Source organism: Pseudomonas sp. A-RE-19 (assembly GCF_019956555.1).
Taxonomy (GTDB): domain Bacteria; phylum Pseudomonadota; class Gammaproteobacteria; order Pseudomonadales; family Pseudomonadaceae; genus Aquipseudomonas.
On the sequence record NZ_JAHBDQ010000011.1, the window covers coordinates 334,580 to 355,143 of the forward strand.

A 20,564-nucleotide genomic window follows, 5' to 3' on the forward strand; every position below is an offset into this window, starting at 1 on the left:
TCACTGCAGTTGTGCTTCGGGCAGTGTCAGTGTGCGCGGGATCAGCGATGCATCCCAGTGGGCGATGCCCCAATCGAGCACTTCCCGTGGTGTAGCGTCATTCAGTTCGGTAACAGGATTGTGCCCCAGCGCCCGCAGTGCGCGCAGTAACAGCGGCGTGGCCTGATCTTCGGTCAACGGCGGCGAACGGTAGGATTTGCCGAGTTTGTGGCCGTCCGGCTGGGTAATCAGCGGGATGTGCAGGTAACGCGGTTGCGGCAGGCCAAGCAGTTCTTGAAGATAGAGTTGGCGCGGCGTGGAATCCAGCAGGTCGGCGCCGCGCACGATATCGGTGATGCCTTGCCAGGCGTCGTCCAGCACCACCGCCAGTTGATAGGCGTAGAGCCCGTCGCGGCGGCGGATCACGAAATCGCCGACCTCCCGGCCCAGGTGTTGACGGAACTCGCCCTGCACCCGATCGATGAAGTGGTATTCCAGCTCCGGTACACGCAGGCGGATCGCCGCGTTCTCGGTGCCGTGCCCCGCGTTGCGGCAGAACCCGGGGTAGATGCCGTGATACGGCTCCAGTTGCTTGCGCGAACAGGTACACGCGTAGGCCAGCCCCTGATTGAACAGGCGATTGATGACTTCATCATAGGCAGCGTGCCGGTCACTCTGTCGGACCATATCGCCATCCCACTCGAACCCGTAGCTTTCCAGCGCCTTGAGAATCGCCACCTGAGCACCGGGCTCTTCTCGTGGCGGATCGAGATCTTCCATGCGCACCAGCCAGCGGCCGCCGACCGAACGGGCGTCGAGGTAGGAGGCCAACGCTGCGACGAGCGAACCGAAGTGCAGATGCCCGCTGGGTGTGGGAGCGAAACGCCCGATGTAGAGAGGGGAAGTCGTGGCAGTCATGGACGAATGTTACTTTCTCTGGTCGTGCGCAAGTCCCTGTGGGAGCGAGCCTGCTCGCGAAGGGGCCATCAGCTCCAACATTAGCGTTGCCTGACACACCGCATTCGCGAGCAGGCTCGCTCCCACAGGTTTTCTGCCGAGGTGAAATTCAGAAACAAAAAACGGAGCGTTCGCACGCTCCGTTTTTCGTTCAAGTCGCCAGGATTACTTGCCGACTTGCTTTTCCTTGATTTCCGCCAGGGTCTTGCAGTCGACGCACATGTCGGCGGTAGGGCGGGCTTCCAGTCGCTTGACGCCGATTTCGACGCCGCAGGACTCGCACCAGCCGTATTCTTCGTCTTCGATCAATTGCAGGGTCTTGTCGATTTTCTTGATCAGCTTGCGCTCGCGGTCGCGGGCGCGCAATTCGAGGCTGAATTCTTCTTCCTGGCTGGCACGGTCTGCCGGGTCGGGGAAGTTGGCCGCTTCGTCTTTCATGTGATCAACAGTACGGTCGACTTCCTGCATCAAGTCCTGTTTCCACTTGTTCAGGATCTTGGTGAAGTGAGCGCGCATGGGCTTGCCCATGTACTCTTCGCCCTTCACTTCTTTGTAGGGTTCGAAGCCGCTGATCGACTGGTTCTGTTGTTGCTTTGCTTGGGTGGGCATGAAATGGACCGCCTCTACTCTTGTAATCCATTGCGCAGGATTGCTCCATCACCGACACCTGCCGGCCCTGCGGCTGCAAGCGGGCGAACTTACCAGATCAAATCGGACCGCGCTACTCCCGGATGTCGAGCCCGCGATCTGCGGTGCTTGCAAAAGTTTGCAAAGCCTTGTCTGGTGGCTCCGGAGACCTGATCAATTATTGATTTTAGTCAAACCTGGGACATACGCTTGAACCGTTTGAAACCAGTGTTATAAGGCCTATGACCGTATCAGGTTCTCGCTCGTTCCTGTGCTTGAGTAGAATCGATTCTTTTCCTCGTTGTAAGGAAGGCTAATGGCTCTGTCCTACAGTGCGCGCAGTCGCGCTATCGAACCTTTTCACGTCATGGCCCTGCTGGCGCGGGCCAACGAGCTGCAAGCGGCCGGTCATGACGTGATTCATCTGGAAATCGGCGAGCCGGACTTCATCACGGCCGAACCGATCATCCAGGCCGGTCAGGCTGCGCTGACAGCGGGGAAGACCCGTTACACCGCCGCCCGTGGCATTCCCGAGCTGCGTGAAGCCATTTCCGGCTTTTATCAGCAGCGTTATGGGCTGAACATCGATCCGCGGCGCATCCTCATCACGCCCGGCGGTTCAGGTGCGTTGCTGTTGGTCACCGCCTTGCTGGTGGACCCGGGCAAACACTGGCTGCTGGCAGACCCGGGTTACCCGTGCAACCGGCATTTCCTGCGGCTGGTGGAAGGCGCGGGACAACTGGTGCCGGTGGGGCCGGACGTGCGTTATCAGCTGACCCCGGAGCTGATTGCGCGTCACTGGAATAATGACAGCGTCGGCGCCCTGGTGGCATCGCCGGCGAACCCGACCGGAACCATCCTGACCCGCGACGAATTGGCCGGACTTTCTGCCGCAATCAAGGCTCGCGACGGTCATTTGGTGGTCGACGAGATCTACCACGGCCTGACTTACGGCACGGACGCGGCCAGCGTGCTGGAAATCGATGACAGCGCATTTGTGCTCAATAGTTTTTCCAAGTATTTCGGCATGACGGGCTGGCGCCTGGGTTGGCTGGTCGCGCCTGAAGCGGCGGTGGGTGAGCTGGAAAAACTCGCCCAGAACCTCTACATCAGCGCGCCAAGCATGGCTCAGCACGCCGCGTTGGCCTGCTTCGAACCCGCCACCATCCGCATTTTCGAAGAGCGCCGCGCCGAGTTCGGTCGACGTCGGGATTTCCTGCTGCCAGCCCTGCGGGAATTGGGCTTCGATATCGCCGTGGAGCCGGAAGGCGCGTTCTACCTATACGCCAATATCAGCAAGTTCGGCGGTGATGCCTTCGCTTTTTGCCAGCATTTTCTCGAAACCGAGCACGTTGCGATCACGCCGGGTCTGGATTTCGGGCGCCATCTGGCCGGGCATCATGTGCGGTTTGCCTACACCCAAAGTCTTCCACGCTTGCAGGAAGCGGTTGAGCGCATCGCTCGTGGTTTGCGGAGCTGGCAAGGCTGATGCGTTTTCATCCTCCCCTCGAAGAAGGTCGCTTGATTCGTCGCTACAAACGTTTTCTCGCCGATATCGAAACCGTTGGCGGCGAGTTGCTGACCATTCACTGCCCCAATACCGGCTCCATGCTTAATTGCCAGGTCGAAGGCGGGCAGGTCTGGTTCAGCCGTTCCAATGACCCCAAACGCAAGTTGCCCGGCACCTGGGAAGTCGGCGAAACCCCGCAGGGGCGACTGTTTTGTGTAAACACCGGGCGCGCCAACGGTTTGATCGAGGAGGCGTTGCGGGCCAATGTCATCACTGAGCTGAACGGCTTTACCGAACTGAAGCGCGAAGTGGCCTACGGTCAGGAAAGCAGCCGCATCGATTTCCGTCTCGATTACCCGAGTGGGCCCGCCTATGTGGAAGTCAAAAGCGTCACCCTGGGCTTCGATGGCTCGTTGGTGGCGGCGTTTCCCGATGCGGTGACTCAGCGCGGGGCCAAGCATTTGCGGGAGTTGGCTCATCTGGCCCGGGACGGGATTCGTGCCGTGCAGCTGTATTGCGTGAACCTGACCGGCATCGACTCGGTGCGTCCTGCCGAAGAAATCGACCCGGCCTACGCGGCTGCGTTACGCGAGGCAGTGGCGTGTGGGGTCGAAGTGCTGGCGTATGGCGTGCACTTGACCCACGAAGAGATGGTGGTCGATCGGCGGCTGGATGTGCTGTTGAGCGCCCCCTAGAGCGTGACCCAGATCCCTTGCTCGTCTTCGCGGCAGGGGATGGTCGTGAGGGATTGCCCGGCGCAAGGGCCGGCCACGCATTCGCCGTCTTCGATCAGAAACAGTGCGCCATGGGTGGCGCACTGGATCAGGCTGTTGCTGGGGTCGAGAAACTGGTCGGGCTTCCATTCCAGTCCGACGCCACGGTGCGGGCAGCGATTTTCATACACATACACTCGACCGCCCCGGCGCACGGCCAGGAGCTTCTGGCCGTCGACGTCGAAACCGCGACTGCTGGCATCGGCCAATTCGGCACCCGCGCAAAGAAACTTCATGTCTATCCTCAAGTCCCACGGCTCGTGACCCGATATGTCCGAGCTTGACGTTCAAATGCAAGCAATCATCAAATGGCTGCTCGCCCACAGGGCGATTGCCGGATGCCGAGGATACTTGGCCTGTCCTCTCGATGCCCGGGAAACCTTTAAAGGAAGCTGTTTATGCGCCTGAATACCTGCGTTGCCGCGCTCTGTGGGTTCTATCCCGGTACCACCGGCCAATGATCCTTCTGGTTAAACCCCGTGCGTTGTTCATTGGCCTGAGCCTGTTGTGTTTGCTGGCGATCTGGCTGTCGCTGGCGCTGGGGCCGGTGAGTTTGCCGTTGCTCGACACATTGCGCGCGGCGTTGCGGCTGATCGGGTTGCCCATCGCGCCCGACGGGCTGGAGCAGGCCGAGCTGATCCTCGGGCAGATCCGCTTGCCGCGAACCTTGCTGGGCCTGGCGGTGGGCGGCGTTTTGGCGCTATCCGGCGTGGCGATGCAGGGCTTGTTTCGCAACCCTCTGGCCGATCCGGGGTTGGTGGGGGTGTCCAGTGGCGCGGCATTGGGCGCAGCCATCGCGATTGTCGGCGGTTCGGTGTTCGGCGGTCTGCCAGAATCCTTCGGCCCTTATCTGTTGTCGGTGTGCGCGTTTCTCGGCGGGTTGGGTGTGACAGCACTGGTCTATCGACTGGGGCGGCGCAATGGCCAGACCAACGTCGCCACCATGCTGCTGGCGGGTATCGCATTGACTGCCCTGGCCGGTTCGACGGTAGGGCTATTCACCTATCTGGCGGATGACGCGACCCTGCGCACCCTGACGTTCTGGAACCTGGGCAGCCTTAACGGCGCCAGTTATTCGCGACTTTGGCCGTTACTGCTGGTGAGCGCCGGTGTGGCGCTGTGGTTGCCGCGTCGGGCCAAGGCCTTGAATGCATTGTTGCTGGGGGAGTCGGAGGCTGGTCATCTGGGGATCGACGTCGAAGGCCTCAAGCGCGAATTGGTGTTCTGCACAGCCCTTGGTGTCGGCGCGGCGGTCGCGGCGGCGGGGATGATCGGGTTTGTCGGTCTGGTGGTGCCGCATCTGGTGCGGTTGCTGGCCGGCCCCGATCATCGTGTGCTGTTGCCGGCGTCGGTATTGTCGGGGGCCAGTCTCTTGTTGTTTGCCGATCTGGTGGCGCGACTGGCCCTGGCGCCGGCCGAGTTGCCGATCGGGATCGTCACGGCTTTCATCGGCGCACCGTTCTTTCTGTATCTACTGCTCAGAGGGCGCGCCTGATGTTGCGAACACAGGACCTGCAAATCCGGCGCGGTCGAAAGATTGTTCTCACCCACATCACCCTTGAACTCAAACCGGGCGAAGTCCTCGGCGTGCTGGGCCCCAACGGTGCCGGCAAAAGCACATTGCTTGGCGCCCTCTGCGGCGAATTGCACGCGGACCACGGCAGTGTCTGGCTCGATGAGCGCGAGCTGAGGCATTGGGCCGGGGCGCAGCGAGCCCAACGTTTGGCGGTGTTGCCGCAGGTGTCGACCCTGGACTTTGCCTTTCGCGTCGAAGAAGTGGTCGGCATGGGCCGTCTGCCTTTTCAAAGCGGCCGGGTCCGCGATGACGAAATTGTCGCCGCCGCGCTGCACGCGGCCGATGCGCGGCACCTGAGTGGTCGCAGCTATCTGGCACTGTCCGGCGGCGAGCGTCAGCGGGTGCATCTGGCACGAGTTCTGGCGCAGCTGTGGCCGGGGGAGGCGGGGCAAACGCTGTTGCTCGATGAGCCAACATCGATGCTCGACCCGCTGCATCAGCACACCACGCTGCAAGCGGTGCGTGAGTTTGCCGATCGCGGCGCGGCAGTGCTGGTGATTCTGCATGATCTGAATTTGGCGGCACGTTATTGTGATCGTCTGTTGCTGCTCGAAGGCGGGCATCCCGTGGCGCTGGATACGCCGGAGCAGGTATTGCGCCCGGAGCCGCTCAAGGCCGTGTTCGGGCTGGAAGTATTGGTGCAGCCGCACCCGGAGCGTGGGCATCCGCTGATCATCGCCCGCTGAGCATTTCATTGAGGTGAGAATATGCGTGTGAGGGTGATTCTGGCTGCGCTGTTATTGAGCGCCTGCCAGCATGTGTCGGTGCCACCGCCGGTCAGCGGTGAAATCCGGGACCTGCGCAGCGGTCAAACCTTGACGGCGCAGGAACTGCTTGCACGGTTAGCCAAGCCTTCGCGGTTGATCGTCGGCGAACAGCATGACAATCGCGATCATCATCAACTGCAATTGTGGTTATTGCAGGCGCTGGGTGAGCGGCGGCCCCAAGGCAGTCTGTTGTTGGAAATGCTCACGCCGGATCAACAACATCGTGTCGATGACGTTCGGCATTCTTCACCGCTGCCGACCGACTTGTCCGGTGCGTTGGCCTGGCAACCGGGTTGGGACTGGAGTCTGTACGGGCCAATCGTTCGTTTTGCCCTGACCCAGCCGTACCCGTTGCTGGCGGCCAATATGGACGCGTCTGAAATCCGTATGGTCTATGCCAAACCACCGACATTGAACGGTTCGCGCTCCAACGCTTCATCAGTCAGGGATGAGTTGCTGGCCCAGATCAGCGACTCCCACTGCGGCTTGCTGCCTAAGTCGCAGATGCCCGCGATGCTGGCCGTCCAGCAGCAACGTGATCGGCGGATGGCCGAGCAATTACTGGCCGCACCGACACCTTCACTGCTGTTTGCCGGCGTGTACCACGCGCGCAAGGATGTCGGGGTGCCGATTCATGTGCAGGACTTGGGGGAGCCCGAGGCACCCACGGTATTGATGCTGGCAGAGCAGGGCGCTGAGGTCACGTCGGCCATGGCTGATTACGTCTGGTATGCACCTGCTACGCCGGCGCAGGATTACTGCGCGCAAATGCGTAAACAGTTCGGCAAACAGTCAGATCAATAAAGCCGGGCGAGTTTTCCACAGGCAAAAAAAGACCCGGCAAGAGCCGGGTCAAATAACCGTGATTAGCCTGATGAGGAGATAATCTGAGAGTCCGAACCAAGGGCTTTTCAGAATATCGACCAGTCTCGCGACCGGATGCGGTAATAATATCGATTCTCATTATCAAGTCAACCGCTGATTTTCAGTTTCTGTGCTACTCACCCATTCCTTGGGTGAAAGCCCTGCAATCATTGGTCTTCGGGCGGTGTGCTCAAGCGAAATCACCTGTTCAAATCTTGTGGCGTGAGGAGATGGCGTCCAGCTGCCTATTCAAGGCTTCCTTGCGTTCGGCGGGAATGTCGTTCCAGTGAACATCCATCAGCGCGCCTTCAATCGCATACAACAACACCTTGGACGCCCGAAAACCGCGCGTGCGCACGGCCCGATAAGCATCCACAGCTCCCAGTCGACGCAAGTCCGAGGCACTGTGGATGCCCACGGCATGCAGCCATTGCGCCGACGTCTTGCCAAGATTTTTCAGGTGTTGCAGTTCATCATTCATCAAGCCTCCTTGCGACAGCCGAACGGTGCGTGGGCGAGCCTCTCAGGAGTGTAGCCATCAGTAGGAAAAGCGTGATTGTTTGGTCGGTTTCGACGCAAAAGCGTCTAAGCGACAAACTCAAGACGCGACAGGAAAGGCCACGAGCGCAGTGGAAAAAGATACAAAAAACCGAGGAAAAAAAAGTGCAAAGTCCAGCGCAAGGCGGGGGCGCCGGACTTGGTCAGAGGTCGCTTTTAGCGGGTGCGATAACGCAAGCGCGTACCGAAATTCATCGACATCAGAATCTCATCGGCACTCAGCTCTGGCGGGAAGTAAGCGCCGGAGATTTGCGCGTGGGCCAGGCTCGCGCCTTCCAGGGAGGCGTTGCGAAAGTCGATACCGCGCAAGTCGGCGGAGCGGAAATAGGCATCGCTGAAGTCGACGCCATCGGCGTTCAGTTCACGCAGATCGAGGCCACGGAAATCGCCACCGACCATGTCGATGGGGCCATCCTTCGGGCGTTCGTTGTTAAAGCCTGTGATGTCATCTTTGTGCAGCAAGGCATAAAGCGGGGTGTCGAGAAGTTTCGGCTGGCTCATGTCGCATCACCTGATGGTTTTATGACGCCAGTATAGTGCCACTATTTGGCGGCCGTGAAGCCAGTGAGGGCTTCACGGCTGAAATAGTTTCTTACAGACCTGGCAGGCGCTGGCGAATCTGCGCAACCACTGTATCGAGGGTGCCACTTTCATTGGTCTGGACGCGTTTGCTGTAGAGGATCTCTGCTGGTGTCAGGGCCTCGCGACTGGCTTGCTGGGCGGCGATAACGGCCAGGTTGGCGTCGGACGGGTCTTTCTTGTCCGCCTGGCGTTGCTTCAACCAGCTCTCGATCACCGCTTGCGGCGCATCGCAATCCAAGATCAGGAACGGCGCACCGGTGGCCTCGGCGATTTTTGCCGCGCTGTCGCGTTGGTCACGCTTGAGGTAAGTGGCATCGACCACAACCGGAAAACCGGCACGCAGGATTACACCGGCAACTTCGTGCAGGCGCTTATAGGTGGCAACACTTGCGTCGGCGCTATAAATGCCGGCCTGTGGATCGTTCGGTACGGTTTGCTCGCCGAACAGGCGCTTGCGCTCGACATCCGAACGCAGGCGGATGGCGCCCAGTGCTTCCACCAGACGCATGGCCACATGGCTTTTACCGACAGCGGAAACACCGTGAGTAATCGCCAGGAAGCGTGAAGGAATGGTGCTATAGCTTTCCGCCAGGTTGGCGTAGTTGCGGTACTGACGCAGGGTAGTCGCGCGCTGCACCGGATCGGCCTCGGCCGGCATGCTGAACAGGCTGACCTTGGCGCGAACCAGTGCGCGGTAGGCTTTGTAGAAGTTCAGCAGCTCAAGGCCCTGATAGTCGCCGGTCAGTTCCAGGTATTGGCTGATGAAACGGCGCGCCAGGCTCTTCAAGCCACGGTCTTCCAGGTCCATGGCCAGGAAGCCGGTATCGGCGTATACGTCGGTGAAGCGGAACGGTTCGTTGAACTCGATGCAGTCGAAGATCACGACCTTGCCGTCGATCACGGTGGCGTTGCCCAGGTGAATGTCACCGTGGCATTCACGGATGAAGCCCTCGGCCTTGCGCTGGGCGAACAGCGGCTTGAGGCGTTCGAAGCTGCTTTCGGCCCAGGCTTGCAGCGCATCGAGTTGCAGCAGATCGGCCTTGTCGCTGAGGAACGGACGGATCTGTTCGAAGTTCTGCCGTACCGGCGCCATCACGCTGTCCGGTGTGCCGGCTTCGTGTTCGGCAGGCACTTTCGGCGCGTTGAGGTGGAATTGAGCGATCTGCACTGCCATCTCGTCGATGTGCGTAGTGGTCAGTTCACCATTGGCTTGCAGAGTGCTGAGCAATTGGCTTTGCGGGAACTGACGCATTTTCAGGGCGTAATCGACGACCGGACCTTCGCCGCCCAGTTGTGGCGCCTCGACGCTGCCCGTGATCGGCAACACTTCAAGATACAAATCATGGGTCAGGCGCTGGTTCAGGCGCAGCTCTTCACCACAGAAATGCTTGCGCGCCTCAAGGCTGGTGAAGTCCAGGAAACCGAAATTCACCGGTTTCTTCACTTTATAGGCGTAGGGGCCGGTGAGCAGTACCCAGGAAATATGGGTCTCGATGACCTGGAACCCTTCTACGGGATGCGGGTAGAGGGCCGGGTTTTTCAGGGCAGCGATCAGGGACTGGCTCACAGGCGATCCTTTAAAGTCTGGGGAAAATTCAAGGCCGCCATTATGGCCGCAAGTCCGTCTGACGCAAACCTCGGAGGGCTCCTGTTGAGGATGAATAAAGTGCGTATAATCCGCCGCCATGACTCGTACTCGATCCCCTCGCAGCAAAAAAAAACCACCGTCCAGCGGCCTGCGCCCCTGGCTGGGTTGGGCCCTTAAACTCAGTCTGGTCGGCCTTGTTGTGCTCGCCGGGTTTGCGGTTTACCTCGACGCTGTGGTCCAGGAGAAGTTCTCCGGCAAGCGCTGGACCATTCCGGCCAAGGTGTATGCACGCCCGCTGGAGCTGTTCTCTGGCCAGAAGCTGAGCAAGGATGACTTCCTCACCGAGCTTGATGCCTTGGGTTACCGACGCGAAGCCGTCAGCAATGGTCCCGGCGCGGCGGCGGTCAACGGCAATACCGTCGACTTGAATACCCGAGGCTTCCAGTTCTATGAAGGCATGGAGAAGGCCCAGCCCGTGCGCGTGCGGTTCTCCGGCGATTACGTGGCCGAGCTCTCGGCGACCGACGGTTCGAAGCTTTCTGTGGTGCGACTGGAACCGCTGCTGATCGGCGGGATTTACCCGAAAAACCTTGAAGACCGCATCCTGATCAAGATCGATCAGGTTCCGCCGTACCTGCTCGAAACCCTGGTTGCTGTAGAAGACCGGGATTTCTACAGCCACTGGGGCGTGTCGCCGAAGTCGATTGCCCGAGCCATCTACGTCAACACCTCGGGCGGCAAGATGACCCAGGGCGGCAGTACGCTGACGCAACAGCTGGTCAAGAATTTCTACCTCACCAGCGAACGCAGCCTGACCCGTAAGCTCACCGAAGCCATGATGGCGATGTTGCTTGAGCTGCATTACGACAAGCGCGAAATTCTCGAGGCTTACCTCAATGAAGTGTTCGTCGGCCAGGATGGTCAGCGCGCGGTGCACGGCTTCGGCCTGGCCAGCCAGTTCTTCTTCGGGCAGCCATTGTCCGAGCTGAAACTGCATCAAGTCGCTTTGTTGGTGGGCATGGTCAAGGGGCCGTCCTATTACAACCCGCGTCGCAACCCTGAGCGGGCGCTGGAGCGGCGCAATCTGGTGCTCGATGTTCTGGAGCAACAAGGCGTTGCCACCGCCGAGCAGGTTGAGACGGCGAAGAAAATGCCACTGGGTGTGACCACTCGCGGCAAGTTGGCCGACAGTTCGTTCCCGGGCTTCCTGGACCTGGTTAAACGTCAGTTGCGCGAAGACTACCGCGACGAAGACTTGACCGAAGAGGGGCTGCGGATCTTCACCAGTTTCGACCCGATCCTGCAGATGAAAGCCGAAGCGTCGGTCAACGACACCTTTAAACGCCTGGCCGGGCGCAAAGGCTCGGATGATGTCGAAGCGGCCATGGTCGTAACCAACCCGGAAACCGGCGAAGTCCAGGCCATGATCGGTAGCCGTCAGGCGAGTTTTGCCGGTTTCAACCGTGCGCTGGACGCGGTACGACCGATCGGCTCGTTGATCAAGCCGGCGGTTTATCTGACAGCGCTTGAGAAGCCGAGCCAGTACACGCTGACCAGTTGGCTGTCGGACGACTACTTCTCGGTCAAAGGTGCGGACGGTCAGGTCTGGAAACCACAGAACTATGATCGCCGTTCCCACGGCACGGTGTTCCTGTATCAAGGGTTGGCGCATTCCTACAACCTGTCGACCGCGCGTCTCGGGTTGGCGGTGGGCGTGCCGAATGTCTTGAAGACCCTGGCACGACTGGGGGTGAGTCGCGAATTCCCGGCGTTCCCGTCGATGTTGCTGGGTGCCGGCGGTATGACCCCGATCGAAGTGGCGACCATGTACCAGACGCTGGCCAACGGCGGGTTCAACACGCCGATGCGCGGGATTCGCAGCGTGCTGACGGCCGAGGGCGAGCCGCTCAAGCGTTATCCGTTCCAGATTCAGCAGCAATTCGATCCGGCGTCCATTTACCTGATCCAGAGCGCCATGCAACGGGTCATGCGTGAAGGCACCGGCAGTTCGGTTTATAACGTGTTGCCGAAAACCCTGACCCTGGCCGGCAAGACGGGTACCAGTAACGATTCGCGGGACAGCTGGTTCGCCGGTTTCAGTCAGGATCTGCTGGCCGTGGTCTGGCTGGGGCGCGATGATAACGGCAAGACGCCGTTCACCGGTGCCACCGGTGCGTTGCAGGTCTGGACCAGCTTCATGCGCAAGGCCGATCCGCTGCCGCTGGACATGCCGCAGCCGGACAACATTGTTCAGGCCTGGGTCGATTCGCGAACTGGGCAAGGTTCTGATGCCGGTTGCCCAGGCGCGGTGCAGATGCCGTATATTCGCGGCAGCGAACCGCCTCCTGGCGCCGCTTGCGGTGGTGAAAGCCCTGCTGAGTCGGTGATGGATTGGGTCAAGGGCTGGATGAATTAAGCAAAGAGGGTTTCAAGTGAACAAGTGGTTGATTCCAGCGGTTACCGCCGTGGCTTTGCTCAGCGGTTGCTCCACCGTACAGCGCGGTTCGATTCCGGTTGTGGATTCCGGCAGCGCCGTTTCGAACAGTGAGCGGATACAGACGAATGGCGGTTACCGTCAGACGACGGTAAAACGTCCTGTACAAGCCCAGACTCAGGCAATCCCGCAAGGTGACACTGGCGTCGTTGTGATGGTGCCGGGTGGTGGTGCCGTCTCCTCGGCACCGATCAGCACTTCGCCGATTACCCCAGGCCCGATCACTCCGGGGCCGATTGATACCTCACCAGTCCAGTCGGCACCGATCAATCAGGGCAGTTACAGCATGCCGTCGACGCCGAGCGGGATTCCTTCGGCGAATGCCGGTGGCCTGTCTGCCGATGAGCAACTGGACGGCCCGGTCCTGGCGTTGTTGACCACCGCCCAGCAGCAACAGGCCAGTGGCGACCTCAATGGTGCGTCTTCCAGTCTCGAACGCGCCCAGCGTGTCGCGCCGCGTGAGCCGCAAGTGCTTTATCGTCTGGCGCAGGTGCGTATGGCTCAAGGCGATGCGGCACAGGCCGAGCAATTCGCTCGTCGTGGCCTGACGTTCGCCACTGGTCGTCCGGCGCTTCAGGCCAGTCTGTGGGAATTGATCGCCCAGGCTCGTGAGAAGCAAGGTGACTCCGCCGGTGCAGCGTTGGCCCGTCAGAAGGCCAAGGTTTCGCTGTGATGGATGCACGCTTCCCGAAAATTGCCGAGCAGTTGCTGTTGATCGAGCGCGAATTGCGTGTTCAGGGCTGGTGGGACGACGTCCCGCCATCCGCAGAAGCGCTTTCCAGCGTCGAGCCGTTCTCGGTGGATACGCTGGATTTCGAGCAATGGCTGCAATGGATCTTCCTGCCAAGAATGAAGTCGATCCTGGAGCAAAACCTGCCATTACCCAACGCGTCGGGGATTCAGGAGATGGCCGAAATGGTCTTCGCCGCCCGCAACGTCCAGGGCAAGGATCGGCAGCTTCAGATCTTGCTCAAAGAATTCGACCTGTTGATCACCGCCTCCCGCTAACGTCGATCCGTTGTTGTAGGAGCTGTCGAGTGAAACGAGGCTGCGATCTTTTGATTTTGTTTTTAAATGCAACGTCAAAAGATCGCAGCCTCGTTTCACTCGACAGCTCCTACATGCAGTTTTTCGCAATCTGTTTTTGTGTCTCGCTAATGCGCTCCTGACGTTGTTGATCATTCAGGCGGCGCGTCTCGCCGTCGACCTCTTCCCGTAATCGCGGATTATTTTGCAGTTGCGCCAGATTCGTTCGGGCCTGTTCGCAGAACGCCTTCAACTGGGCTTGCTGCTCGGCGACCTGCTTTTTCACTTTGTTGTCGATGGCTCGTTGATCGCCTATGACGTTGCTGCGCGTTGGCACGCTCGGTTTGCCGACGGGCGGGGCGGGCGTCACCATGAGCGTGGCTTCGCGGCCTTGAGGCGGCTGTGCATCGAAATGGGTAACGCCCTGGGCATCGACCCATTTGTAGATCTGACCTGCCATGCACAAAGGGCTCAGGCCAATCAGCAGGACAGCGGTGGAGAGGATGGTTCGCATGCCATTTCCTTGTCATGGGTGCGCAATTGAAGCTAACACAGTTGCGGTTTAAAGGTTTTTTCTTGCGTTCTCATGCGCTTAGTTCGAATAAAGCACATTGACGGCTTGACTTGCGATGGGCGAAACAGAAGAATCCAAAGTCCGCTGTAGAGGGACTGCCAGAAGCAGACCCACTCGGTAGATCATGAGGCGCACACCCGCGCCGACCTGTTACACCCGCAACGCGTTACCTCGCGCTGGGTGGGAAAGGCCCGCAACACTTGGGACGATCCCAATACTTGCTCAGTCAGTGCTGACGTAGTCGGCGACCACCGTCGCTCATGCTCTGCCGAGAAGTAAACCTATTAAGACCCGTCCTCTTTGAATGTGGGCGGTATTCTGGCGTTTTAGAGGTGAACAACGTGGAGCTTTTATCTGGCGGTGAGATGCTCGTCCGCTTTTTGCGTGACGAAGGCGTCAAATATATCTACGGGTACCCGGGTGGTGCTCTTCTTCATGTCTATGATGCCTTGTTCAAAGAACCGGAAGTGACCCACATCCTGGTTCGTCACGAGCAGGCTGCGACCCATATGGCTGACGGCTATGCCCGTGCCACCGGTAAAGCCGGCGTGGTACTGGTGACCTCCGGCCCGGGCGCAACCAACGCCATCACCGGTATTGCCACGGCCTACATGGACTCCATTCCGATGGTGGTCATTTCTGGCCAGGTGCCCAGCACCATGGTAGGCACCGATGCATTCCAGGAAACCGACATGATCGGTATCTCCCGGCCAATCGTGAAGCACAGCTTCATGATCAAGCATGCGTCGGAAATCCCGGAAGTCATGAAGAAAGCGTTCTACCTGGCGCAATCCGGTCGTCCTGGTCCGGTCGTTGTCGATATCCCGAAAGACATGACCAACCCGGCCGAGAAGTTCGAATACATCTTCCCGAAAAAAGCCAAGCTGCGTTCCTACAGCCCGGCCGTTCGCGGTCACTCCGGGCAAATCCGCAAGGCGGCAGAAATGCTCCTGGCGGCCAAGCGTCCTGTGCTTTATGCAGGCGGCGGCGTGATTCTCGGTGGTGGCTCCGCGCCGCTGACCGAGCTGGCGAAGATGCTCAACCTGCCAGTGACCAATACCCTGATGGGCCTGGGTGCCTACCCTGGCACTGACCGTCAGTTCATCGGCATGCTCGGCATGCATGGCAGCTACACCGCCAACCTGACGATGCACCATGCCGACGTGATTCTTGCGGTCGGTGCGCGTTTTGACGATCGTGTGATCAACGGCCCGGCCAAATTCTGTCCGAATGCCAAGATCATCCACATCGACATCGACCCTGCTTCGATCTCCAAGACCATCAAGGCAGACGTGCCTATCGTTGGCCCGGTCGAGAGCGTCCTGACCGAAATGGTCGCGATCCTCAAGGAAATCGGCGAGACCCCGAACAAGGAGTCCGTTGCCAGCTGGTGGAAGCAAGTTGATGAGTGGCGCGGTGACCGCGGTCTGTTCCCTTACGACAAGGGCGACGGCAGCGTGATCAAGCCTCAGACCGTGATCGAAACCCTGTGCGAAGTGACCAAGGGCGACGCCTTTGTGACCTCCGACGTGGGTCAGCATCAGATGTTCGCGGCGCAGTACTACAAGTTCAACAAACCGAACCGCTGGATCAACTCCGGTGGCCTGGGCACCATGGGCTTCGGTTTTCCGGCGGCCATGGGCATCAAGCTGAGCTTCCCGGATGACGACGTCGCCTGCGTAACAGGCGAGGGCAGCATCCAGATGAACATTCAGGAACTGTCGACCTGCCTGCAATACGGTTTGCCGGTAAAAATCGTCATCCTGAACAATGGCGTGCTGGGTATGGTTCGCCAGTGGCAGGACATGAGTTATGGCAGCCGTCACTCGCACTCCTACATGGAATCGCTGCCTGACTTCGTCAAACTGGCAGAGGCCTATGGTCACGTTGGCGTGCGCATCACCGACTCGAAGGATTTGAAGTCGAAGATGGAGGAGGCGTTCGCCATGAAAGATCGCCTGGTGGTTATCGATATCTCGGTTGACACCAGCGAGCACGTCTACCCGATGCAGATCAAAGACGGCTCCATGCGCGATATGTGGCTGAGCAAGACGGAGCGTACTTAATCATGCGGCACATTATTTCCTTGCTTCTGGAAAACGAACCGGGCGCTCTGTCTCGTGTAGTGGGTCTGTTCTCGCAGCGCAACTACAACATCGAAAGCCTGACCGTGGCACCCACCGAAGACCCGACCCTGTCGCGTCTGACGTTGACCACGGTCGGCCACGATGAAGTCATCGAGCAGATCACCAAGAACCTGAACAAGCTGATCGAAGTGGTAAAACTGGTCGACCTGTCGGAGAGTGCTCACATCGAGCGCGAACTGATGCTGGTCAAGGTCAAGGCCACCGGCGCCCAGCGCGCCGAGATCAAGCGCACCACCGATATTTATCGTGGGCAGATCGTTGATGTCAGCGCCAGCGTGTATACCGTTCAATTGACCGGTACCAGCGACAAGCTCGACAGCTTCATTCAATCGATCGGCACTGCCTCGATTCTGGAAACCGTACGCAGTGGCGTCACCGGGATTGCCCGCGGCGACAAAGTACTGAGCATCTAAACCAAATTAGCGAATGGCCTGAACGGCCAGGATATAGAGGGGAAATTCATGAAAGTTTTCTACGATAAAGACTGCGACCTGTCGATCATCCAGGGCAAGAAAGTTGCCATCATCGGTTACGGCTCCCAGGGCCACGCTCAAGCGTGCAACCTGAAAGACTCCGGCGTTGACGTTACCGTTGGCCTGCGTAAAGGTTCGGCCACCGTTGCCAAAGCCGAAGCCCATGGCCTGAAAGTGACTGACGTTGCTTCCGCCGTAGCGGCTGCCGACCTGGTCATGATCCTGACCCCGGACGAGTTCCAGTCTGCCCTGTACAAGAACGAAATCGAGCCGAACATCAAGAAAGGCGCCACCCTGGCCTTCTCCCACGGTTTCGCGATTCACTACAACCAGGTTGTGCCACGTGCTGACCTCGACGTGATCATGATCGCGCCGAAAGCTCCGGGCCACACTGTACGTTCCGAATTCGTCAAAGGCGGCGGTATCCCTGACCTGATCGCTATCTATCAGGATGCTTCCGGCAACGCCAAAAACGTTGCACTGTCCTACGCTGCTGGCGTTGGTGGCGGCCGTACCGGCATCATCGAAACCACTTTCAAGGACGAAACCGAAACCGACCTGTTCGGCGAACAAGCCGTTCTGTGCGGCGGTACAGTTGAGCTGGTAAAAGCCGGTTTCGAAACCCTGGTTGAAGCTGGCTACGCGCCGGAAATGGCCTACTTCGAATGCCTGCACGAACTGAAGCTGATCGTTGACCTCATGTACGAAGGCGGTATCGCCAACATGAACTACTCGATCTCCAACAACGCCGAGTACGGCGAGTACGTGACGGGTCCTGAAGTAATCAACGCCGAATCCCGTCAGGCCATGCGCAACGCCCTGAAACGTATTCAGGACGGCGAATACGCCAAAATGTTCATCAGCGAAGGCGCTACCGGCTACCCTTCGATGACCGCCAAGCGTCGTAACAACGCCGCTCACGGTATCGAAATCATCGGCGAGCAACTGCGCTCCATGATGCCGTGGATCGGTGCCAACAAGATCGTCGACAAAGCCAAGAACTAAGTCCCGAGCTTGAACGGAAAACGCGGCCTAGGCCGCGTTTTTTCGTTTGGATCCGCCGGTTCTGGTATAAAGCTGCATTGTTTGCGGCCGAACCGTCGTCCCAGACACCTGTCGAAACTTTCCACCCCGTTGCAAGGTAAATGTCCATGAGCGAACGTCCCGAAGAGCCAAAGCAGGCTTCTGACGCCGAAAGCCTTCTGCCCATCGATGAACACATCGAAGAAGGGCATGACGCTGAAGGCCGTAAAGTCCGGCATCGTGGTATCTATCTTCTGCCGAATCTGTTCACCACTGCGAACCTCTTCGCAGGGTTCTATTCCATCATCAACTCGATGAGCGCCCAGAGTGCCTTGAGTGCTGGTGATACCATTGGCGCGAGCAAATATTTTGCGTTTGCCGCGATCGCGATTTTCGTTGCCATGGTGCTCGACGGCCTCGACGGTCGCGTTGCCCGTATGACCAATACCCAAAGCGCCTTCGGTGCCGAGTACGACTCGCTGTCGGACATGGTCGCCTTTGGGGTGGCGCCGGCCTTGCTGGCATTCGGCTGGGCCCTGGGCGATATGGGCAAGGTCGGCTGGATGGTCGCCTTCATCTATGTGGCGGGGGCGGCATTGCGTCTGGCGCGTTTCAACACTCAGGTCGGCACTGCGGATAAACGCTATTTCATCGGTCTGGCCAGCCCGGCCGCCGCCGGTGTGGTCGCGGGCATCGTCTGGGCATTCAGCGATTACGGCATTCAGGGTTCCAAGATGTCGTTCCTGGTTGCACTGATGGTCGCCGCCGCTGGCATGTTGATGGTCAGTAACATCAAGTACAACAGCTTCAAGGAGCTGGACTTGAAAGGGCGCGTTCCCTTTGTTGCGATTCTCGCGGTGGTGCTGGTATTCGCCGTGGTCTTCAGTGATCCGCCGCGCATCCTGCTGCTGGTTTTCCTCGGCTATGCGGCTTCTGGGCCGGTGCAGTACCTGTTACGTCTTCGTCGGCACAAAAAAGCCGAGTGATGTAATTTCCCTCATACTCCGCAGTCTATGGGTGCATCTGTCCTCCAAAGCTGCGGAGTTGCCATGCTGATCAAAGTCCCCAAAGCGTCTGACTGTCATGAGTCGGACGTCACGCCTGAATCCCTCTACCTTTCTCGTCGCAGTGTATTAGGTGCCGCCGTTGCCGGTCTGGCTGTAAGCAGTCTGCCGCGTTGGGCCAGTGCCGACGATGTTGCGCGTTATGCTGATGTCTTGCCTGGCAAGGCACCGTCCTGGTTTGCCGAAAAGCTTCCTTCTACCCAATGGGGGGCGGTCAACGTCAAAGACGAGGCGATCACACCTTTCAAGGACGCTACCCACTACAACAACTTCTATGAGTTCGGTACCGATAAAGGTGATCCCGCGGCCAACGCCGGTGCGCTGAAAACCGAACCCTGGAGCGTGGTGGTGGACGGGGAGGTGGGTAAACCAGGGCGGTATGCGCTGGAAGACTTCATGAAGCCTTATCAGTTGGAGGAACGCATTTATCGTCTTCGCTGCGTGGAGGCCTGGTCGATGGTCATTCCGTGGATCGGTTTCCCCATTTCTGCCTTGCTCAAAGAAGTCGAGCCTACGTCCAAGGCCAAGTTCATTCGCTTCGAAACCTTGCAGGATCCCAAAACCATGCCCGGGCAGCGTTCCGGTTTTGCCCTGATCGACTGGCCTTATGTAGAAGGGCTGCGTCTGGATGAGGCAATGAATCCGTTGGCGATTCTTGCTGTAGGCATGTATGGACGTGAGTTGCCGAATCAGAACGGTGCGCCACTGCGTCTGGTGGTGCCTTGGAAGTACGGCTTCAAGAGCATTAAATCCATCGTGCGGATCAGCCTGGTCAGCGAGCAGCCGAAAACTACCTGGCAGAGTATCGCCTCGGATGAGTATGGCTTTTATGCGAACGTGAACCCGACAGTCGATCACCCGCGTTGGACCCAGGCGCGTGAGCGGCGTTTGCCGAGCGGTCTGTTCAAGCCAAATGTCCGTGACACTCAAATGTTCAACGGCTATTCGGATGAAGTGGCTTCTTTATATGCAGGGCTCGATTTGCGGAAGAATTACTGATGCGATATCCCTTCTGGCGTATTGGTGTCTTCATCGCTGCATCGATTTGGCCGCTGCTTTGGTTGTATCAAGCCTGGGCGGATGTACTGGGGCCTGATCCGGGCAAAGTGCTGGTTGACCGCTTGGGGCTGGGGACGCTGGTCCTGCTGCTTATCACGTTAAGCATGACGCCTTTGCAGAAGCTCACCGGTTGGGCGGGGTGGATTGCTGTCAGGCGGCAATTGGGTTTGTGGTGTTTCGCTTATGTGGTTCTGCATTTGAGCGGTTATACGGCGTTCATTCTTGGCTTTGATTGGTCGCAGCTGGGGGTTGAGTTGGCCAAGCGGCCGTACATTATTGTCGGAACGCTAGGGTTTCTGTGTTTGTTGGCATTGGCGGTTACCTCCAATCGCTACAGTCAGCGGCGTTTGGGTTCTCGCTGGAAGAAGTTGCATCGGTTGGTCTATGTGATTCTCGGGCTCGGATTACTGCATATGTTGTGGATCGTTCGTGCCGACCTGAAGGAGTGGGCGATCTATGCTTCTATAGGTGCGTTGTTATTGGTCTTGAGATTGCCGCCTGTAACCCGCCGGATTCCACGTTTAATCGCCAGAAAGGCACCTTCTGCCAGAAAAGCGTAATTAGAGGTTGACGGCAGATTCTGGAAGTCTATAATTCGCCCCACTTCCGGCGCAGTCGAAACGGAAAACTCCTTGGTAAACAAAGAGTTACGCAGTTTTCGGCAGCGGTTACGCTTCAGTTCATCGAAGCCAGAAGGAGTTGAAAGAGCGGTGTTGTTTGGCTCTTTTGACGGTTCGATCTTCTCGGTCGAAAGCGGAGAAAAAGAGGTCTTGACAGCAGCGAGTAACGCTGTAGAATTCGCCTCCCGCTAACGAGAGATCGGAAGCGCAAGTGGTTGAAGTTGTTAAAGATTTCCAAGCGAAACTTTGAAAACTTCTGAAAATAACCGCTTGACAGCAACAGAGGCTGCTGTAGAATGCGCG

General features: G+C 58.6%; 21 protein-coding genes. 14 read left to right on the forward strand and 7 right to left on the reverse strand.

The window, feature by feature from the left end; translation table 11 throughout:
- Together gluQRS and dksA are read right to left on the reverse strand one after the other, a co-directional pair.
- The gene (gluQRS, locus tag KGB14_RS09700) at positions 1 to 897 is read right to left on the reverse strand and encodes a tRNA glutamyl-Q(34) synthetase GluQRS (protein WP_223486008.1); all 897 of its coding nucleotides are present in this window, start codon (positions 895 to 897) and stop codon (positions 1 to 3) included.
- Between the two features lie 204 nt (positions 898 to 1,101).
- Entirely contained in the window at positions 1,102 to 1,545 is a 444-nt protein-coding gene (gene dksA / locus KGB14_RS09705) for an RNA polymerase-binding protein DksA (RefSeq protein WP_030130357.1), read from the reverse strand.
- 334 nt (positions 1,546 to 1,879) lie between these two features.
- Here dksA and KGB14_RS09710 point away from each other — a divergent pair, with 334 nt between their 5' ends.
- Both KGB14_RS09710 and sfsA read left to right on the forward strand, forming a co-directional pair.
- Positions 1,880 to 3,052: a pyridoxal phosphate-dependent aminotransferase gene (locus KGB14_RS09710; protein ID WP_223486010.1), complete on the forward strand. Its 1,173-nt coding sequence runs from the start codon at positions 1,880 to 1,882 to the stop codon at positions 3,050 to 3,052.
- Positions 3,052 to 3,768, forward strand: coding sequence for a DNA/RNA nuclease SfsA (gene sfsA, locus KGB14_RS09715; RefSeq protein WP_223486012.1), 717 nt, complete (start codon positions 3,052 to 3,054; stop codon positions 3,766 to 3,768). Before KGB14_RS09710 ends, sfsA begins: the two co-directional genes overlap by 1 nt.
- Here sfsA and KGB14_RS09720 read toward each other — a convergent pair.
- Positions 3,765 to 4,082, reverse strand: a complete 318-nt coding sequence (locus tag KGB14_RS09720) for a Rieske (2Fe-2S) protein (protein WP_123361264.1) — start codon at positions 4,080 to 4,082, stop codon at positions 3,765 to 3,767. The two genes, sfsA and KGB14_RS09720, sit on opposite strands and share 4 nt — an antisense overlap.
- A gap of 275 nt (positions 4,083 to 4,357) precedes the next feature.
- Between KGB14_RS09720 and KGB14_RS09725 the strand changes: the two genes are divergently transcribed.
- From KGB14_RS09725 to KGB14_RS09735, 3 genes are read left to right on the forward strand one after another with little or no spacing between them, the layout of a single operon-like run.
- The gene (locus tag KGB14_RS09725; RefSeq protein ID WP_223486061.1) at positions 4,358 to 5,341 is read left to right on the forward strand and encodes a FecCD family ABC transporter permease; all 984 of its coding nucleotides are present in this window, start codon (positions 4,358 to 4,360) and stop codon (positions 5,339 to 5,341) included.
- Entirely contained in the window at positions 5,341 to 6,108 is a 768-nt protein-coding gene (locus KGB14_RS09730) for a heme ABC transporter ATP-binding protein (protein ID WP_223486015.1), read from the forward strand. Before KGB14_RS09725 ends, KGB14_RS09730 begins: the two co-directional genes overlap by 1 nt.
- Positions 6,109 to 6,129: 21 nt before the next feature.
- Positions 6,130 to 6,993 (forward strand): ChaN family lipoprotein, encoded by an 864-nt coding sequence (locus KGB14_RS09735; RefSeq protein ID WP_223486017.1) that lies wholly within the window; start codon positions 6,130 to 6,132, stop codon positions 6,991 to 6,993.
- Between the two features lie 268 nt (positions 6,994 to 7,261).
- Here KGB14_RS09735 and KGB14_RS09740 read toward each other — a convergent pair whose 3' ends face one another.
- From KGB14_RS09740 to KGB14_RS09750, 3 genes are all read right to left on the reverse strand, one after another.
- Positions 7,262 to 7,534 carry a TfoX/Sxy family protein gene (locus KGB14_RS09740; RefSeq protein ID WP_223486019.1) on the reverse strand — a complete coding sequence of 91 codons (273 nt, stop codon included), beginning with the start codon at positions 7,532 to 7,534 and terminating at the stop codon, positions 7,262 to 7,264.
- Between the two features lie 233 nt (positions 7,535 to 7,767).
- Positions 7,768 to 8,112 (reverse strand): pentapeptide repeat-containing protein, encoded by a 345-nt coding sequence (locus KGB14_RS09745; RefSeq protein ID WP_223486021.1) that lies wholly within the window; start codon positions 8,110 to 8,112, stop codon positions 7,768 to 7,770.
- A gap of 91 nt (positions 8,113 to 8,203) precedes the next feature.
- Entirely contained in the window at positions 8,204 to 9,760 is a 1,557-nt protein-coding gene (locus tag KGB14_RS09750; RefSeq protein WP_223486023.1) for an AAA family ATPase, read from the reverse strand.
- Between the two features lie 118 nt (positions 9,761 to 9,878).
- Between KGB14_RS09750 and mrcB the strand changes: the two genes are divergently transcribed.
- From mrcB to KGB14_RS09765, 3 genes are read left to right on the forward strand one after another with little or no spacing between them, the layout of a single operon-like run.
- Positions 9,879 to 12,197 carry a penicillin-binding protein 1B gene (mrcB, locus tag KGB14_RS09755; RefSeq protein ID WP_223486025.1) on the forward strand — a complete coding sequence of 773 codons (2,319 nt, stop codon included), beginning with the start codon at positions 9,879 to 9,881 and terminating at the stop codon, positions 12,195 to 12,197.
- Positions 12,198 to 12,213: 16 nt separating this feature from the next.
- A complete protein-coding gene (locus KGB14_RS09760; protein WP_223486027.1) occupies positions 12,214 to 12,948 on the forward strand; it encodes a tetratricopeptide repeat protein in 735 nt (244 codons plus the stop codon).
- Positions 12,948 to 13,283, forward strand: coding sequence for a YqcC family protein (locus tag KGB14_RS09765; protein WP_223486029.1), 336 nt, complete (start codon positions 12,948 to 12,950; stop codon positions 13,281 to 13,283). Before KGB14_RS09760 ends, KGB14_RS09765 begins: the two co-directional genes overlap by 1 nt.
- Positions 13,284 to 13,392: 109 nt before the next feature.
- Here the strand turns inward: KGB14_RS09765 and KGB14_RS09770 are convergent, their stop codons facing one another.
- On the reverse strand, positions 13,393 to 13,815 hold the full coding sequence (locus KGB14_RS09770) for a DUF4124 domain-containing protein (protein WP_223486031.1): 423 nt from the start codon (positions 13,813 to 13,815) through the stop codon (positions 13,393 to 13,395).
- A gap of 401 nt (positions 13,816 to 14,216) precedes the next feature.
- On the opposite strand from KGB14_RS09770, the gene KGB14_RS09775 reads away from it, so the two are divergent.
- The 6 genes from KGB14_RS09775 (at position 14,217) to msrQ (ending at position 20,201) form a co-directional block, all read left to right on the forward strand.
- On the forward strand, positions 14,217 to 15,941 hold the full coding sequence (locus KGB14_RS09775) for an acetolactate synthase 3 large subunit (RefSeq protein ID WP_223486033.1): 1,725 nt from the start codon (positions 14,217 to 14,219) through the stop codon (positions 15,939 to 15,941).
- A 2-nt stretch (positions 15,942 to 15,943) separates the two neighbouring features.
- Positions 15,944 to 16,435, forward strand: a complete 492-nt coding sequence (ilvN, locus tag KGB14_RS09780) for an acetolactate synthase small subunit (RefSeq protein ID WP_003176102.1) — start codon at positions 15,944 to 15,946, stop codon at positions 16,433 to 16,435.
- 48 nt (positions 16,436 to 16,483) lie between these two features.
- Positions 16,484 to 17,500, forward strand: coding sequence for a ketol-acid reductoisomerase (gene ilvC, locus KGB14_RS09785; RefSeq protein ID WP_003185459.1), 1,017 nt, complete (start codon positions 16,484 to 16,486; stop codon positions 17,498 to 17,500).
- 146 nt (positions 17,501 to 17,646) lie between these two features.
- Positions 17,647 to 18,504 (forward strand): CDP-diacylglycerol--serine O-phosphatidyltransferase, encoded by an 858-nt coding sequence (gene pssA / locus KGB14_RS09790; protein ID WP_223486035.1) that lies wholly within the window; start codon positions 17,647 to 17,649, stop codon positions 18,502 to 18,504.
- A gap of 63 nt (positions 18,505 to 18,567) precedes the next feature.
- On the forward strand, positions 18,568 to 19,581 hold the full coding sequence (gene msrP, locus KGB14_RS09795; protein ID WP_223486037.1) for a protein-methionine-sulfoxide reductase catalytic subunit MsrP: 1,014 nt from the start codon (positions 18,568 to 18,570) through the stop codon (positions 19,579 to 19,581).
- The gene (gene msrQ, locus KGB14_RS09800) at positions 19,581 to 20,201 is read left to right on the forward strand and encodes a protein-methionine-sulfoxide reductase heme-binding subunit MsrQ (RefSeq protein ID WP_223486039.1); all 621 of its coding nucleotides are present in this window, start codon (positions 19,581 to 19,583) and stop codon (positions 20,199 to 20,201) included. Before msrP ends, msrQ begins: the two co-directional genes overlap by 1 nt.
- Positions 20,202 to 20,564: the final 363 nt, after the last annotated feature.

Coding starts and splice junctions, on each gene's coding strand:
- KGB14_RS09710 (WP_223486010.1), top strand. CDS start 1,880: ATGGCTCTGTCCTACAGTGCGCGCAGTCGCGCTATCGAACCTTTTCAC.
- KGB14_RS09730 (WP_223486015.1), top strand. CDS start 5,341: ATGTTGCGAACACAGGACCTGCAAATCCGGCGCGGTCGAAAGATTGTT.
- msrP (WP_223486037.1), top strand. CDS start 18,568: ATGCTGATCAAAGTCCCCAAAGCGTCTGACTGTCATGAGTCGGACGTC.
- dksA (WP_030130357.1), bottom strand. CDS start 1,545: ATGCCCACCCAAGCAAAGCAACAACAGAACCAGTCGATCAGCGGCTTC.
- KGB14_RS09735 (WP_223486017.1), top strand. CDS start 6,130: ATGCGTGTGAGGGTGATTCTGGCTGCGCTGTTATTGAGCGCCTGCCAG.
- KGB14_RS09740 (WP_223486019.1), bottom strand. CDS start 7,534: ATGAATGATGAACTGCAACACCTGAAAAATCTTGGCAAGACGTCGGCG.
- mrcB (WP_223486025.1), top strand. CDS start 9,879: ATGACTCGTACTCGATCCCCTCGCAGCAAAAAAAAACCACCGTCCAGC.
- sfsA (WP_223486012.1), top strand. CDS start 3,052: ATGCGTTTTCATCCTCCCCTCGAAGAAGGTCGCTTGATTCGTCGCTAC.
- KGB14_RS09770 (WP_223486031.1), bottom strand. CDS start 13,815: ATGCGAACCATCCTCTCCACCGCTGTCCTGCTGATTGGCCTGAGCCCT.
- msrQ (WP_223486039.1), top strand. CDS start 19,581: ATGCGATATCCCTTCTGGCGTATTGGTGTCTTCATCGCTGCATCGATT.
- pssA (WP_223486035.1), top strand. CDS start 17,647: ATGAGCGAACGTCCCGAAGAGCCAAAGCAGGCTTCTGACGCCGAAAGC.
- KGB14_RS09765 (WP_223486029.1), top strand. CDS start 12,948: ATGGATGCACGCTTCCCGAAAATTGCCGAGCAGTTGCTGTTGATCGAG.
- KGB14_RS09720 (WP_123361264.1), bottom strand. CDS start 4,082: ATGAAGTTTCTTTGCGCGGGTGCCGAATTGGCCGATGCCAGCAGTCGC.
- ilvN (WP_003176102.1), top strand. CDS start 15,944: ATGCGGCACATTATTTCCTTGCTTCTGGAAAACGAACCGGGCGCTCTG.
- gluQRS (WP_223486008.1), bottom strand. CDS start 897: ATGACTGCCACGACTTCCCCTCTCTACATCGGGCGTTTCGCTCCCACA.
- ilvC (WP_003185459.1), top strand. CDS start 16,484: ATGAAAGTTTTCTACGATAAAGACTGCGACCTGTCGATCATCCAGGGC.
- KGB14_RS09745 (WP_223486021.1), bottom strand. CDS start 8,112: ATGAGCCAGCCGAAACTTCTCGACACCCCGCTTTATGCCTTGCTGCAC.